Origin of the sequence: Bradyrhizobium sp. CCGB12, from assembly GCF_024199845.1 — a bacterium.
Classification (GTDB): Bacteria; Pseudomonadota; Alphaproteobacteria; order Rhizobiales; family Xanthobacteraceae; genus Bradyrhizobium.
This window is the reverse complement of the sequence record NZ_JANADO010000001.1, coordinates 6,185,295-6,198,312: the sequence shown is the minus strand read 5'-3', so window position 1 is coordinate 6,198,312 and position 13,018 is coordinate 6,185,295. Positions and strand designations below refer to the sequence as shown.

Genomic DNA, 13,018 nt, shown 5'->3' with positions numbered 1-13,018 from the left:
CGTCCCATATGCACGGTGCGCGATATACCGGCACCGTATTCGTACGGACGTGCCTCGCGGCATTTTTCTGCATCGCGTTTGCCGAAATTTGGCAGGCTATGTCGGCGCAAGTATGCGTGCATCGTCTTCCAGAGGACCTTCTGCGGAGGCCGATCGATGCCTGACGACCGCGAGCGCCTGATTCGAGACCTCTTCGTCGCCTATCTTGCCGGCAACCGGCAACAGGTCGCCGACGCCATGGCCGACGATTTCCGCTTCACCAGTCCGTTCGATGACGATCTCGACAAGGCGGCCTATTTCGAGCGTTGCTGGAAGGACGCCGGCTGGATTGCACGACACGAGATCGAGCGGATTGTCGTCCGGGGCGACGAGGCCTTCGTCACCTATCTCTGTCTGGCGACAGATGGCAGGAGCTTTCGCAACACGGAGTTCTTCACCTTCGCCGGCGGCAAGGTCCGCCGCATCGAGGTCTATTTCGGGGCTGCCTGGCAGGACGGGCGTTTCCTGCCCCAGCCGCGCTAAGCGCCGGGCCAGACTTCCAGAACAATAGGATTTCCAAAATAATTTTCGGCTCGCTGTCGGTTCCGCAGGAGTTCGTTCGTCTTGGAGGGGAGGGCGGGTCAGCCGCGACGGGCTTGCGTTTCGTGCAACCCGGAATGACAGCGAAGCAAGGAATTCCCATGCGATTCATGATGCTGATGATCCCGCTTGGCTACGAGCGCGCGCCGGCGGATGTCCAACTCGATCCCGAGCGTGTTGCCGCGATGATGCGCTACAATGAAGCGCTCAGAGACGCCGGCGTGCTGATTACGCTCGACGGCCTGCATCCGCCGTCGACGGGCGCACGCGTCTCGTTTGCGACCGGCGTGCCCGTGGTGACGGACGGACCCTTCACTGAAGCCAAGGAAGTCCTGGGCGGCTACTGGATGATCGATGTCGCCTCGCGCGCCGAGGCGATCGCCTGGGCGAAGAAGTGCCCGGCCTCGCCCAATGAGATCATCGAGATCCGCCAGGTGCAGGAGATGAGCGACTTTTCGCCGGAGGTGCAGGCGGCCGCCGCCGGCTTTGACGATCTGAAGAAATAGCTGCCGTGGTCGCGATGACATCGCGGCTGTCGTCAATCGATCAACAAGGGAGAGAACCATGAGCGCCGAACACAAATTCCTCGCCGTCTATCTCGGCAGCAAGAGCGGGCCGAAAATGGCGGCCTGGGGTGCGCTTCCCGAGGCCGAGCGCAAGGCCAGGGAGCGCGAGGGCATGGCCGCCTGGCACGGCTGGGTCGAGAAGCACAAGGCCGTCATCGTCGAGATGGGCGGTCCGCTCGGCAAGACCCGCAGGATCGACGGAAGCGGCATCGCGGAGATAAGCAATGCATTGACCGGCTTCACGGTGGTGCGGGCCGCCTCGCAGGAGGAGGCTGCAAAACTGTTCGAGAACCATCCGCATTTTTCGATCTTTCCGGGCGAGGCAATCGAGGTCATGCCCGTGCTGCCGATTCCGCAGATGTAGCCTTCGATCGTCATTCCGGGGCGATGCGAAGCATCGAACCCGGAATCTCGAGATTCCGGGTTCGGCTCTTTGAGCCGCCCCGGAATGACAGTGAAAAAACGGGTTAATCACCCCGCTTCCCTGCTAGTGACCTTCTCGGCCGGCTCATGTAAAAGTCGTTCACATGAGCTGGCGCAAGGAGCAGCGCCGCGCCGAGCGCGGCTATCATCACGGCAATCTGAAGGAGGCCCTGTTGCAGGCCGCTCTCGGCCTGATCGCCGAGAAGGGTGCGGCGGGCTTCACGTTTGCCGATGCCGCGCGCATGGCCGGCGTCAGTGCGGCGGCGCCGTACCGGCATTTCCGCGACCGCGACGAGCTGTTGTCCTCGATCGCCCAACGCGGCTTCGAGCAGTTCGAGGCGCGCCTCAGCGCGGCTTGGGATGACGGGCGGCCCGATACGGTCACCGCGTTCGAACGCGTCGGCAAGGCCTATCTCGCCTTTGCCCGCGAGGAGCCTGCCTTCTACAACGCGATGTTCGAATCAGGGGTGCCAGTCGATTCAAGTCCGGCGCTGCAGGCCGCCAGTGAACGCGCCTTCAACATCATTCGCGCAGCGGCAGAACGGCTTGCCGCGCTTGCACCGCCCGGCACGCCGCGCCCGCCGGCGATGATGATGGCGCTGCATATCTGGTCGATGGCGCACGGCGTGGCCTCGCTGTTCTCACGCGGCGACGCCGCGCGGCGAAAACTGCCGATGTCGCCGGACGAGCTGCTCGAAGCCGAGGTGCTGATTTATCTGCGCGGTCTCGGCTTCCCCACCGACCGTCGCCCTCAGGCGAAGAGCGCCGAGCCGCCTCCGGTGCCACCGGAGGCGTCCTCCGGTTCGGGCGTCCCGCCCGGCGGGCCCCTGGGGCAAGCCGAAATAAAATTACGCAAGTAATCACGCGGGCGTGTCTCGCGGCCAGCTTGACAAAATCGTGAATTGATCTAGCTATGTAAATGTTATTTACATTCACAACGGCGCTGGTGCCGTGATGGAGATGGGAAATGGCCTACACCGCTGATGTCAATCGATGGCGCGGCCCCTCGGACCAATACCAACAGTACGAGCGTCCTCGCATGCTCGATACGCCCTGGCACCCCGGCTGGATTGCCGTGACCATTCTCGGCTTCATCATCTGGTGGCCGATCGGACTTGCCCTTCTCTTTTTCACACTCGGGAGCAGAAGAATGTCGTGCTGGAGCCACCAGGATCGCTGGCAGAACAAGATGGAGAAGATGCAGTACAGAATGGACCGCATGCGCGACCGCATGGAGCGCCGCGGCTTCGGCTTTGGCTTCGGCCCGCCGTCCTCCGGCAACCGCGCCTTCGACGAGTATCGCTCTGAAACGCTGCGACGCCTCGAGGAGGAGCAGGTCGAATTCAAGAACTTCCTCGAGCGCCTGCGTCACGCCAAGGACAAGGAAGAGTTCGACCAGTTCATGGCGCAGCACAAGACGCGTCCGACCCCGCCGCCGACCGACCAGCAGCAGGGCTGACACCTCTCAAAGCCTTCAGGCGCATGCCCCCAAAGTCCTGATGGCCCCGAGCCGCCCGCCTGCGCACCCCGCAGGCGGGCGGTCTGGTTTTTTTACCTCGCCCCGCTTGCGGGGAGAGGTCGACGCGCGAAGCGCGGCGGGTGAGGGGGTACAGGTCCATCGACGATCTTGCGTGTGGAGAGGGGCCCCTCACCCCAACCCTCTCCCCGTAAGAACGGGGAGAGGGCGCAGAGCGAGCCCCGAACCGGCGCAGGGTTCACCGACACCAAAAGCCTCATGGACCTCCGCACCCGCTTGCTGCTCGGCGTGACCGCCTTCGCGGTGCTGGGCTATATCGGCCTCGTCTACGGCGGCTGCGCCGCCGATCGCGATTGCCATTTTCGTCCCTGTCCCGGCGGGCGCGCGTTTTGCGGCGTTGATCACGTACATGTGCAGGCGCCATAGAACCCGATCCGCGCCGCGGCCGACCAAGCCCTGAGAGCGCCTCCCGCGGCGCCAACGGGTACGACCATGACGGACGCCGAACGCAAACGGATCAGTGAGCGCATCGCACTGCTCGAGCGCGCGTCGGCGCTGTTCGACCGGTTCGGAACGATCGTGCCGGTGTCGATCGCGTTCCTCAACCACTGGCCGACGGAGGTTCAGCTCTATCCGCAGTGGCAGCTCGGTGAGTCCTGGCGGTTTTTTCTCAGCCTTTATCTCTATTGGTTCGCTTCGTTCGCACTCAGCCGTGCGATCAGTTTTGCGAAGGGGAGCGTCGTCCCATGATCCTGCTCCGCGATTTCGCTCTCTATGTTCTTCCGGTCCTTGTCGCCACGGGAGGCTGGCTCTTTGCGGTCAGCCTGCGCAAGCAGACCCAGGCCGCGCGCGCGACGCACGCGTCCCGGTGGCATGAGCGGCGCCGCGCTGCATTGCTTGGCCGCGAGGGTCAGCGCGCCGTGGCGAGCTGCGCGCGAACTGACGTCAGGAAGTGGTCGTAGGCGTGGTCCACGATCTCGTTGAGCGATCGCGTGCGCGCGAACATCGCCTTGGCCTCGGCGAGAAACTCGTCGCGGGTCGGAATCTTCGGCAGATGCAGATGCGTCAGCGCGTCGACACCTTCATGCGCGCGATTGAGGATGTCGTGCAGCGTCGGCAGTTGCAACTGGGCCAGATCGGCCCGGTGCAGCGCCGATGAGATCGCATGCGCGAGGGCGTGCGCATCGAACCGTCCGGCAAGCTCGTGGGCCGCCCGTTTGATGACCCGCGCGCCGAGCGGCTGCTCGTTGCGCAGCACCTGCTCGGGCGGCGCCTTCATGTTCCAGACGATGCCGCACCAGGACAGGATCTTCAGGATGTAATAGGTGACGTCGATCTCCCACCAGCGAAAGCCCTGTCGCACGCTGCTCTGGTAGGCGTGGTGATTGTTGTGCCAGCCCTCGCCCAGCGTGAGCAGTGCCAACAGCCAGTTGTTGCGGGAATCATCACCCGTCACGTAGCGTTTGCGTCCATGCACATGGGCGAGGGAATTGATGCAGAAGGTCGCGTGATAGACCAGCACCGTGCTCCACAGGAAGCCGACGACCAGACCCGACCACCCCGCAGCCAGGAAGCAGAGCGCTGCAAGCACAAAGGCCGGCAGCAGTTCCATCCGATGCAGCCACATCAGCTCCGGATAGACGGTGAGATCGCCGACTTTCACGAGGTCGGTCTCGTCGTGCTCCCGGTAAAAGATCCAGCCGAGATGGCTGTACAGGAAGCCGCGCTGACGCGGCGAATGCACGTCCATTTCAGTATCGGAATGCAGATGATGGTGCCGATGCTTGGCCGCCCACCACAATACGCTCTTCTGCGCGGTGCTTTGCGCAAGGCAGGCCAGGATGAACTGGAACACCCGGCTGGTGGCAAAAGCCTTATGCGAGAAATAGCGGTGGTAGCCTGCTCCGATCGCAAACATGCGTACGACATACAATAACCCGCAGATCGCGACGGCCTGCCAGGTGATGCCTGTCCAGATGGCCGCAAAGCAGCCGAGATGGACCAGCACGAACGGGATAGCGGAGGGGTACATGACGTCGTCGTGGTGGTCGTCGGCGGGGGCGTTGGGCGACATATTTCAGCGTGACCTTGGATGACGTGGATTCGGAATTCACTTCCGCAGCGCGGGCGGCGCCGGGTACGAAAAACCCGCGGATGGCGGACCACCGCGGGGTCTTGAACGAGATGCTTAGTCTGAGGCCGAGGCTCCGTGTGACCAACCAAGGCCTTGCGAGACCAGGGCTTCGACCGAAACCGACCGACTATATGGTCGCGGCTGCCTGGCGTGCAAGCTCGTAGCCTCACGGGGAGCATGGCCTCGGCTAGCCAGGCGTGCCGATAACGCCATTTGGCGCGGGCTGTCGACAGCCTATATTCGACAGGGAGAAAGAAGCGTCAAAACACCGCAGGCGGCAATGATGGCGAAAGCAGCGTTCATGGCGGGCAAGATCCTCTGGCAGGAGATATGCAGCGAGGCGCAGCGCGCAGCAGCGGCCGACCCCGTCTTCGGCAAGGCTCTTGTCGGCGCCATCCTCGTCCATGAGGATTTTACCGCCGCCTTGGCCGACCTGATCGGGCGCCGGCTGGGCGGCAACGCGGCCGAACGCGAGCGCTTCACGACATTTTCCCGCGACGCCTTTCGCGGCCAGCCGGATCTGATCGAAGCGGCCGGTCGTGACTTGTGGGCCGTCGTGCTCCGGGATCCCGCCGTCGCCGGCCTGTTGCCGCCATTGCTGCATTTCAAGGGCTATGTCGCGCTGCAAGCCTGGCGCGTCTCGCACTGGCTCTGGCTTCATGACCATCGCGACGCGGCGCTGCTGTTGCAGAACGAGGCGTCGAACGCCTTGCAGGTCAGCATTCATCCGGCAGCGAGCCTTGGATCGTCAGTGTATCTCGACCACGCCACCGGCATCGTGATCGGTGCCAATGTCGTCATCGGCGACGAGGTCACCATCCTCCAGAACGTCAGCATCGGGCGCCATGGCGAGCTGCCGATGCGCTCGCCCCGCATCGGCCGCGGCGTGTTCATCGGCTCCGGCGCCACCATTCTCGGCGACATCAGTGTCGGCGATTTCGCGAAGATTGGCGCCGGGACGGTCGTGACCAGTGATGTGCCCGGCGGCTGCACTGCAATCGGCAATCCCGCGCGGCTGACCAATTGCCCCGAACCCGCCTCTGCGGCTTGAGCACATATCGATCCCAGGAGACCTGCAAATGAAGACGGCAATCGTGATCGGCGTCGGGCCGGACCGCGGGCTCGGCGCCCGGCTCTGCAAGCGCTTTGCGGCCGACGGACTCAAGGTGCTCGTCGCGGGCCGGACGCTGTCCGCGTTGCAGGCGGTTGCCGGCGATATCGAGACGGCGGGCGGGGCGGCCGTCCCCTTCGTCGCGGACGCGACCAAGGAGAGCGACATCGCCGCCCTGTTTGATGCGGCCGGCGATGATCTCGATCTCGCCATCTACAATGCCGGCAACAACACGCCGGGAAAAATCATCGAAATGGAGGCCGACTATTTCGAGCAGGCCTGGCGCGTGGTCTGCTTCGGCGGCTTCCTGTTCGGCCGCGAGGCGGTGCGCCGCATGGTGCCGAAGAAAGCCGGCACGCTGCTTTTCACCGGCGCCAGCGCCTCGCTGCGCGGACGCTCCGGCTACGGCGCCTTCAACTCATCCAAGGCCGGGCTGCGCACGCTGGCACAGGCCATGGCCAAGGAATATGCGGGCGACGGCATCCATGTCGGCCATGTCGTTGTCGATGGTGCGGTCGCGGGCGACAAGATCTTTTCGCGCTTCCCGGACGCGGCAAGCCGTGAGGACAGCCTGATCGACATCGAGGGCATCGTCGATGCCTTCGCCTTCCTCTACCGCCAACCCGAGCGCGCCTGGTCGTTCGAGCTCGACGTGCGGACCTCGAAGGAGAAGTGGTGAAGCGAATGAATGGCGAATTGGGCGTGGCGAATGGAGGCCGCGGCCCCTTCATTCGCTACTCGCCATTCGCCATTCGCTGCTTCAATACCCGGCGGCAAGTCCGCTGTTGCGGCGGGGATCGTTGGCGCCATAGTAGCGATTGTTGCCGACCTGCTTGCCGTTGAGCGACGGCGCGCCCACAATGATGACCGCCAGATGGTTGGCCGGTTGCGGCGGGCCGAACTTGTGGCCCATGCCCTCCAGAATCTTCTGCGTGTCGGGTGACAGCGCATAATTCTCGGCGTTGGTGATATCGGGCAGCCATTGCTGATGGATGCGCGGCATGTCGACGGCCTCTTGCGCGTTCATGCCGTAATCGATCGCGTTGATCATGGTCTGCAAGACCGCCGTGATGATGCGGCTGCCGCCGGGCGTGCCCACCACCATGACGGTCTTGCCGTCCTTGGTGACGATGGTTGGGCTCATCGAGGACAGCGGCCGCTTGCCGGGAGCGATGGAATTGGCCTCGCCCTGCACCAGACCGTAAAGGTTTGGCACGCCGACCTTCGCGGTGAAGTCGTCCATTTCATCGTTCAGCAGCACACCGGTCTTTGCCGCGGTGACCTTGGCACCGAACCAGTCATTCAGCGTGTAGGTGACAGACACGGCGTTGCCGTCCTTGTCCGCGATTGAATAGTGCGTGGTGTTGCTGCCCTCGTGCGGCGCGACGCCTGGCTTGATGTCCTTGGAGACGCCGGCCTTGTTAGGATCGATCACGGCACGGATCTTGGCCGCATACGCCTTGTCGAGCAGGCGATCGAGCGGATTCTTCACGAAATCCGGATCGCCGAGGTAGCTGTTGCGATCCACGTAAGCGTGCCGCATGGCTTCGATCTGCACGTGCACGGCCTGTGCGGAGTGATAGCCCAGCTCCTTCAGCGGATAGCCTTCCAGGATATTCAGGATCTCGCAGATGATGACGCCGCCCGAGCTCGGCGGCGGCGCGGAAACCACGTGATAGCCACGATAGTCGCATTCGACGGGTGCGAGCTCGCGGGTCTTGTAGCCGTCGAGGTCGTCCTGCGTGATCAAACCTTTGCCGGCTTGGCTCGATGCCACGATGGCACTGCCGACCCAGCCTTTATAGAAGCCATCGGTACCTTTGCTGCTGATCTCGCGCAGGGTCTTGGCGAGTTCAGACTGCACAAGCTTCTCGCCGACCCGGAACGGCTGACCGTTATTGAGGAAAATGGCGGCGGAGGCGGGATCGTCCTGAAAGTCCTTGGTGGCGGTGAGCAGCAGGTCGATGTCGCCCTGGTCCAGCGCAAAGCCCTGTTCGGCGAGCTGGATCGCGGGAGCGAGCAAGTCGGCACGCTTCATGGTGCCGTACTTTTCGCGCGCATACTCCATGCCCGAGACGGAGCCTGGAACACCCACCGCGAGGTGTCCCTTGGTCGAGATGCCTTTGATGACGTTGCCGTCCTTGTCGAGATACATGTTGGCGGTTGCCGCCCTGGGCGCGGTCTCGCGGAAATCAAGGAAGGTCTTGCGGCCGTCGGCGAGCTGGATCGTCATGAAGCCGCCACCGCCGAGATTGCCGGCTGCCGGATAGACGACGGCCAGGGCATAGCCGACGGCCACCGCGGCATCGACAGCATTGCCGCCGCGTTTCAGCACTTCGACGCCCACCTCGGTCGCCAGATGCTGCGCGGCTACGACCATGCCGTTCTCCGCGGCGACGGGCGCGACCGATGCCGCGTGCGCGGGACCGAACGTGACGAGGCTGACCGATACGATGGCGGCGGACATCCACCGCAGGCTTGTTCCCACATGTTGCACGGCTTGCTCCCCTGGCGAGGCCGGCTGTCCCGGCCCTTGTTGGTTGATGCAAGCCCAACCTATCAGGCGCAGTTCGTCGGGCAAATCGACCGTTCACGTCCGCGGTGCTCGCCAGGCGCATCCCTGCGCTCCCTCCTAGCGGGGAGGGGGCGGCTCAGGAAAAGGTATTCGTCAGGTGCGTCCGATTTCCTCGTCGCGGAGGGAATCCCTGCGCGTGGCCCCCTCCCTAGCCCCTTCCCCGCATAGGGGGAGGGAACCGGCCTCGCTTGACCCCGCGGCCTCCCCACCCCCGTCCGGTCCATCCCCCTGTGCGGCCAGCCTTTCCCGCAGCCAAATTCGTTCCCGGTAACCCCGCATTAACCAACGCCGGGCTCTGGTAATTGCGGACAGTCGCGCCCGAAGCCGTGTCGAGGCCCATAGTTTTGACATCTTGGCGGGGAATGCAGGCGGCCGGCTTTGGACGAGCCCTGCACCCCAGAAAGACAAGGCTTTGAGCGGGCTTGCCGGCCGCGCCGGTTCGAGCGCGGCGATTGGGAAACACCGGCAGCTATTTGCTGGCCGAAGGACATTAGGTAACGATCGCCTTGAGAGGATACTGCTTATGAATCCGGCCGACGTGGCTCAGTCAGCCCTTCCGGTTGCTGCCTCCGCCGACGTGTCGCTGATTGCGCTGTTCTGGCAGGCTCACTGGATCGTGAAAGCGGTGATGCTCGGACTGCTGTCCTGCTCGGTCTGGGTCTGGGCGATCGCCATCGACAAGATCTTCCTTTACGCGCGCACACGACGCTCGATGGACCGGTTCGAGCAGGCGTTCTGGTCCGGCGAATCCATCGAGGAACTCTATCGCACGCTCTCGGCCAAGCCGACGCATTCCATGGCGGCCTGCTTCGTCGCGGCGATGCGCGAATGGAAGCGTTCCTTCGAGAGCCATGCGCGCTCGGTCGCGGGCTTGCAGATGCGCATCGACAAGGTCATGAACGTCTCCATCGCGCGCGAGGTCGAACGGCTGGAACGCCGGCTGCTGGTGCTCGCCACCGTCGGCTCCGCCGGCCCCTTCGTCGGCCTGTTCGGCACGGTCTGGGGCATCATGTCGAGCTTTCAGTCGATCGCGGCGTCGAAAAATACGTCCCTGGCCGTGGTGGCACCCGGTATCGCGGAAGCGCTGTTTGCGACCGCCGTCGGCCTTATCGCCGCCATTCCTGCCACTATTTTCTACAATAAGTTCACCTCCGAGGTGAACCGGCAGGCCCAGCGGCTCGAAGGCTTCGCCGATGAATTTTCAGCCATCCTGTCGCGTCAGATCGACGAGCGGGGCTGACGGACGGCATGTATAGTGTGAAGGGCAATTTGGGCACCAGACCATGGGCATGAACGTCGCGAGTTCGTCCGGAGGCGGCGGGCGCCGCAGCCGGCGCAAGCCGGTCATGGCCGAGATCAACGTCACGCCGATGGTCGACGTGATGCTGGTGCTGCTCATCATCTTCATGGTGTCGGCGCCGCTGCTTACGGTCGGCGTGCCGCTCGATCTGCCGCAGACCCAGGCCAAGAGCCTGGAGCAGAACGACCAGAAACCGATCCAGATGTCGGTCGACATCAAGGGCAAGGTGTTCATCAACGACCAGGAGATCGCGATCAACGAGCTGGTGCCGAAGCTCAAGGCGATCACGGATGCGCGCGGCGGCCTCGAGGAGCGCATTTATCTCCGCGCCGACAAGAAGGCCGATTACGGGACGGTCGCCAGGGTGATGGGCCTGCTGTCCGGCGCGGGCTTCAAGAAGCTGGCGCTCGTCACCGAAGCGGATCAGGGGTAGCCCGTGAAGGTGAAGGTCGACAAGACACTCGTTGCGTCGATTGCCCTCCATGTCCTCGTGCTGGGATGGGGCCTCGTCACCTTTAGCAGCAAGGCCTATGTGGCGCCGGAAGAGTCGCTTCCGATCGACATCATCTCCACCGACCAGCTCGCGCAGATGATGGCGGGGCAGAAGACCGGCGAGAAGGACAAGCCGAAGCCCAAGGTCGAGAAGATCGCGGAAGCAAAGCCCGAGGAAGATGCCGTCGGCAAGGTCACCGAGAAGAAAGAGCTGATCAAGACCAACTCGACGCCGGAGCCGCCGCCAAAACCCGTCGAGAAGCCGGTCGAGAAGAAGCCCGAGCCGCCGAAGCCGGTCGCCGAGGCCAAGCCGAAGGAAGAGCCGAAGCCGCAGGAAAAGAAGCCTGATCCGGCCAAGGAAGATCCGATCGCCGAGCTCCAGAAGAAGCTGGAAACGAAGAAGCCGCCGCCCAAGCCGGTGGAGCAGAAGGTCGCGGCGGTGCAGCCGCAGCAGCAGCCGAAGCCGAAAGAGCGCACCTTCGACCCCGCGCAGATTCAGCGCGACCTCGACAAGCGCGCCGCGACCCGGCACGAGCTCGCCGGCACGGCGTTGAATGCTTCGGCATCGCTGGGAGCGGCGACCGGGACAGCCGCAAACAATATTGCGACCTGGCGAGGTGCGTTTCAGGGCGCCGTCAAGCGCTGCTTCACGCCGACCTATAACGGCCAGGATGCCGACCAGTACGAAGCTGACATCGACATTCCCATGAAGATCGACGGATCATTGGCGTCCGAGCCCATCGTCGTTGCGGTGAGGGGACCGTCGCGGTCGATCGCGCAAGCGATCGCGGAGAGCGCCAAGCGCGCCATCGTGCAGTGTCAGGTCTATTCGTTCATGCCGAAACAGCAGTACGAGAGCTGGAAGCTCATTCCGATGACTTTCGGTCTGAAAGATATGTTGTGACATCCGAACAAAAGAATTTTGCAATGAATGATGCCCCGATGAACCGCCGCCGTTTCATGACCTTCACCGGATCGGCGCTCGCCATGCTCGGCGGCGGACGCGCCTTCGCGCAGGCCCAGACCCAGCAGGGCCGCCTTCGCATCGATCCCACCGAATTCCAGCCGATCCCGATCGCGATCACCAATTTCGTGCCGGGCTCGCCGTCCGATGGCGACGTCGGCAACGGCGTCACCCAGGTCATCACCAACAATTTGAAGCGCTCCGGCCTGTTCGCGCCGATCGACCAGGCCGCCTTCATCGAGCGCATCAGCAACATCGACGTCGCGCCGCAATTCCAGAACTGGAAGACCATCAACGCGCAGGCCCTCGTCACCGGCCGCATGACGCGGCAGCCGGACGGCAGGCTCAAGGCCGAATTCCGCCTGTGGGACGTGATCAGTGGCCAGCAGCTCGCGGGACAGCAATATTTCACCTCGCCGGAATATTGGCGCCGCATCGCCCACATCATCTCCGACCAGATCTACGAGCGGATGACCGGCGAGAAGGGTTATTTCGACAGCCGCGTGGTGTTCGTGGACGAAACCGGACCGAAGGAGCGTCGCGTCAAGCGGCTCGCGATGATGGACCAGGACGGCGCCAATGTGCGCTATCTGACCCGCGGCTCCGACCTCGTGCTGACGCCGCGCTTCTCGCCGAACTCGCAAGAGATCACCTACATGGAGTTCGGCCAGGGTGATCCGAAGGTCTATCTCTTCAATATCGAGACCGGCCAGCGCGAGATCGTCGGCAACTTCCCTGGCATGACCTTTGCGCCGCGCTTCTCGCCGGACGGCCAGCGCGTCATCATGAGCCTGCAGCAGGGCGGCAACTCCAACCTGTTCGTGATGGATCTGCGCTCGCGCTCAACCACGCGCCTCACCGACACGCCCGCGATCGACACGTCGCCTTCTTATTCTCCGGACGGCAACCGCATCTGCTTCGAATCCGATCGTGGCGGCAGGTCGCAGATCTACGTGATGGGCGCGGGCGGGGGACAGGCGCAGCGGATCTCGTTCTCCAAGGACGATACCAATGCCAGCTATTCGACGCCGGTGTGGTCGCCGAAGGGCGATTACATCGCCTTCACCAGGCAGGGCGGCGGGCAGTTCTCGATCGGTGTCATGAAGCCGGACGGCAGCGGCGAGCGGCTGCTCACCTCCGGCTTCCACAACGAGGGCCCGACCTTCTCGCCGAACGGCCGCGTGCTGATGTTCTTCCGCGATCCCGGCGGCAATGGCGGGCCGTCGCTATACAGCGTCGACATCTCCGGTCGCAACGAGCTGAAGGTGCCGACGCCGGGCTTCGCCTCCGACCCGGCATGGTCGCCGCTATTGTCCTCGACCGCGGGCCAATAAATCACGCGTTCAGACGCGCGATCTTGTCGAAAAAGCGCGCAGATTTTTTCGGGTTCGGTGAGG

General features: G+C 63.7%; 14 protein-coding genes and 1 pseudogene. 13 read left to right on the top strand and 2 right to left on the bottom strand.

Going from position 1 to position 13,018, the window contains the following annotated elements; translation table 11 throughout:
- The first annotated feature begins 156 nt into the window (after window positions 1-156).
- From NLM27_RS28375 to NLM27_RS28345, 7 genes and pseudogenes are all read left to right on the top strand, one after another.
- Window positions 157-522 (top strand): nuclear transport factor 2 family protein, encoded by a 366-nt coding sequence (locus tag NLM27_RS28375; protein ID WP_254146421.1) that lies wholly within the window; start codon window positions 157-159, stop codon window positions 520-522.
- A gap of 158 nt (window positions 523-680) precedes the next feature.
- Entirely contained in the window at window positions 681-1,085 is a 405-nt protein-coding gene (locus NLM27_RS28370) for a YciI family protein (RefSeq protein WP_254146420.1), read from the top strand.
- A 58-nt stretch (window positions 1,086-1,143) separates the two neighbouring features.
- Window positions 1,144-1,509, top strand: a complete 366-nt coding sequence (locus tag NLM27_RS28365) for a YciI family protein (protein ID WP_254146419.1) — start codon at window positions 1,144-1,146, stop codon at window positions 1,507-1,509.
- A gap of 163 nt (window positions 1,510-1,672) precedes the next feature.
- Window positions 1,673-2,414: pseudogene (locus NLM27_RS28360) on the top strand (TetR/AcrR family transcriptional regulator).
- 121 nt (window positions 2,415-2,535) lie between these two features.
- Window positions 2,536-3,027, top strand: a complete 492-nt coding sequence (locus NLM27_RS28355; protein ID WP_254146417.1) for a DUF2852 domain-containing protein — start codon at window positions 2,536-2,538, stop codon at window positions 3,025-3,027.
- A 276-nt stretch (window positions 3,028-3,303) separates the two neighbouring features.
- A complete protein-coding gene (locus NLM27_RS28350) occupies window positions 3,304-3,471 on the top strand; it encodes a hypothetical protein (RefSeq protein ID WP_254146416.1) in 168 nt (55 codons plus the stop codon).
- Window positions 3,472-3,537: 66 nt separating this feature from the next.
- On the top strand, window positions 3,538-3,795 hold the full coding sequence (locus NLM27_RS28345; RefSeq protein WP_254146415.1) for a hypothetical protein: 258 nt from the start codon (window positions 3,538-3,540) through the stop codon (window positions 3,793-3,795).
- A gap of 160 nt (window positions 3,796-3,955) precedes the next feature.
- Here the strand turns inward: NLM27_RS28345 and NLM27_RS28340 are convergent, their stop codons facing one another.
- Window positions 3,956-5,119: an acyl-CoA desaturase gene (locus NLM27_RS28340; RefSeq protein WP_254146414.1), complete on the bottom strand. Its 1,164-nt coding sequence runs from the start codon at window positions 5,117-5,119 to the stop codon at window positions 3,956-3,958.
- A 343-nt stretch (window positions 5,120-5,462) separates the two neighbouring features.
- On the opposite strand from NLM27_RS28340, the gene NLM27_RS28335 reads away from it, so the two are divergent.
- Window positions 5,463-6,230 (top strand): serine acetyltransferase, encoded by a 768-nt coding sequence (locus NLM27_RS28335; protein WP_254146413.1) that lies wholly within the window; start codon window positions 5,463-5,465, stop codon window positions 6,228-6,230.
- A 28-nt stretch (window positions 6,231-6,258) separates the two neighbouring features.
- Window positions 6,259-6,969 carry an SDR family NAD(P)-dependent oxidoreductase gene (locus tag NLM27_RS28330; protein ID WP_254146412.1) on the top strand — a complete coding sequence of 237 codons (711 nt, stop codon included), beginning with the start codon at window positions 6,259-6,261 and terminating at the stop codon, window positions 6,967-6,969.
- Window positions 6,970-7,050: 81 nt separating this feature from the next.
- On the opposite strand, the gene ggt is transcribed toward NLM27_RS28330, so the two are convergent.
- Complete coding sequence (gene ggt / locus NLM27_RS28325; protein ID WP_254146411.1) at window positions 7,051-8,757, bottom strand: gamma-glutamyltransferase; 1,707 nt, start codon at window positions 8,755-8,757, stop codon at window positions 7,051-7,053.
- 631 nt (window positions 8,758-9,388) lie between these two features.
- Between ggt and tolQ the strand changes: the two genes are divergently transcribed.
- Genes tolQ through tolB form a run of 4 tightly spaced genes read left to right on the top strand, consistent with a single transcriptional unit; the run spans window position 9,389 to window position 12,955 of the window.
- Complete coding sequence (gene tolQ, locus NLM27_RS28320) at window positions 9,389-10,105, top strand: protein TolQ (protein ID WP_028180156.1); 717 nt, start codon at window positions 9,389-9,391, stop codon at window positions 10,103-10,105.
- Window positions 10,106-10,148: 43 nt separating this feature from the next.
- Window positions 10,149-10,598: a protein TolR gene (tolR, locus tag NLM27_RS28315; RefSeq protein ID WP_254146410.1), complete on the top strand. Its 450-nt coding sequence runs from the start codon at window positions 10,149-10,151 to the stop codon at window positions 10,596-10,598.
- Between the two features lie 3 nt (window positions 10,599-10,601).
- Window positions 10,602-11,561, top strand: coding sequence for a protein TolA (locus NLM27_RS28310; RefSeq protein ID WP_254146409.1), 960 nt, complete (start codon window positions 10,602-10,604; stop codon window positions 11,559-11,561).
- Window positions 11,562-11,599: 38 nt separating this feature from the next.
- Window positions 11,600-12,955: a Tol-Pal system beta propeller repeat protein TolB gene (gene tolB, locus NLM27_RS28305; protein ID WP_254146408.1), complete on the top strand. Its 1,356-nt coding sequence runs from the start codon at window positions 11,600-11,602 to the stop codon at window positions 12,953-12,955.
- Window positions 12,956-13,018 lie beyond the last annotated feature (63 nt).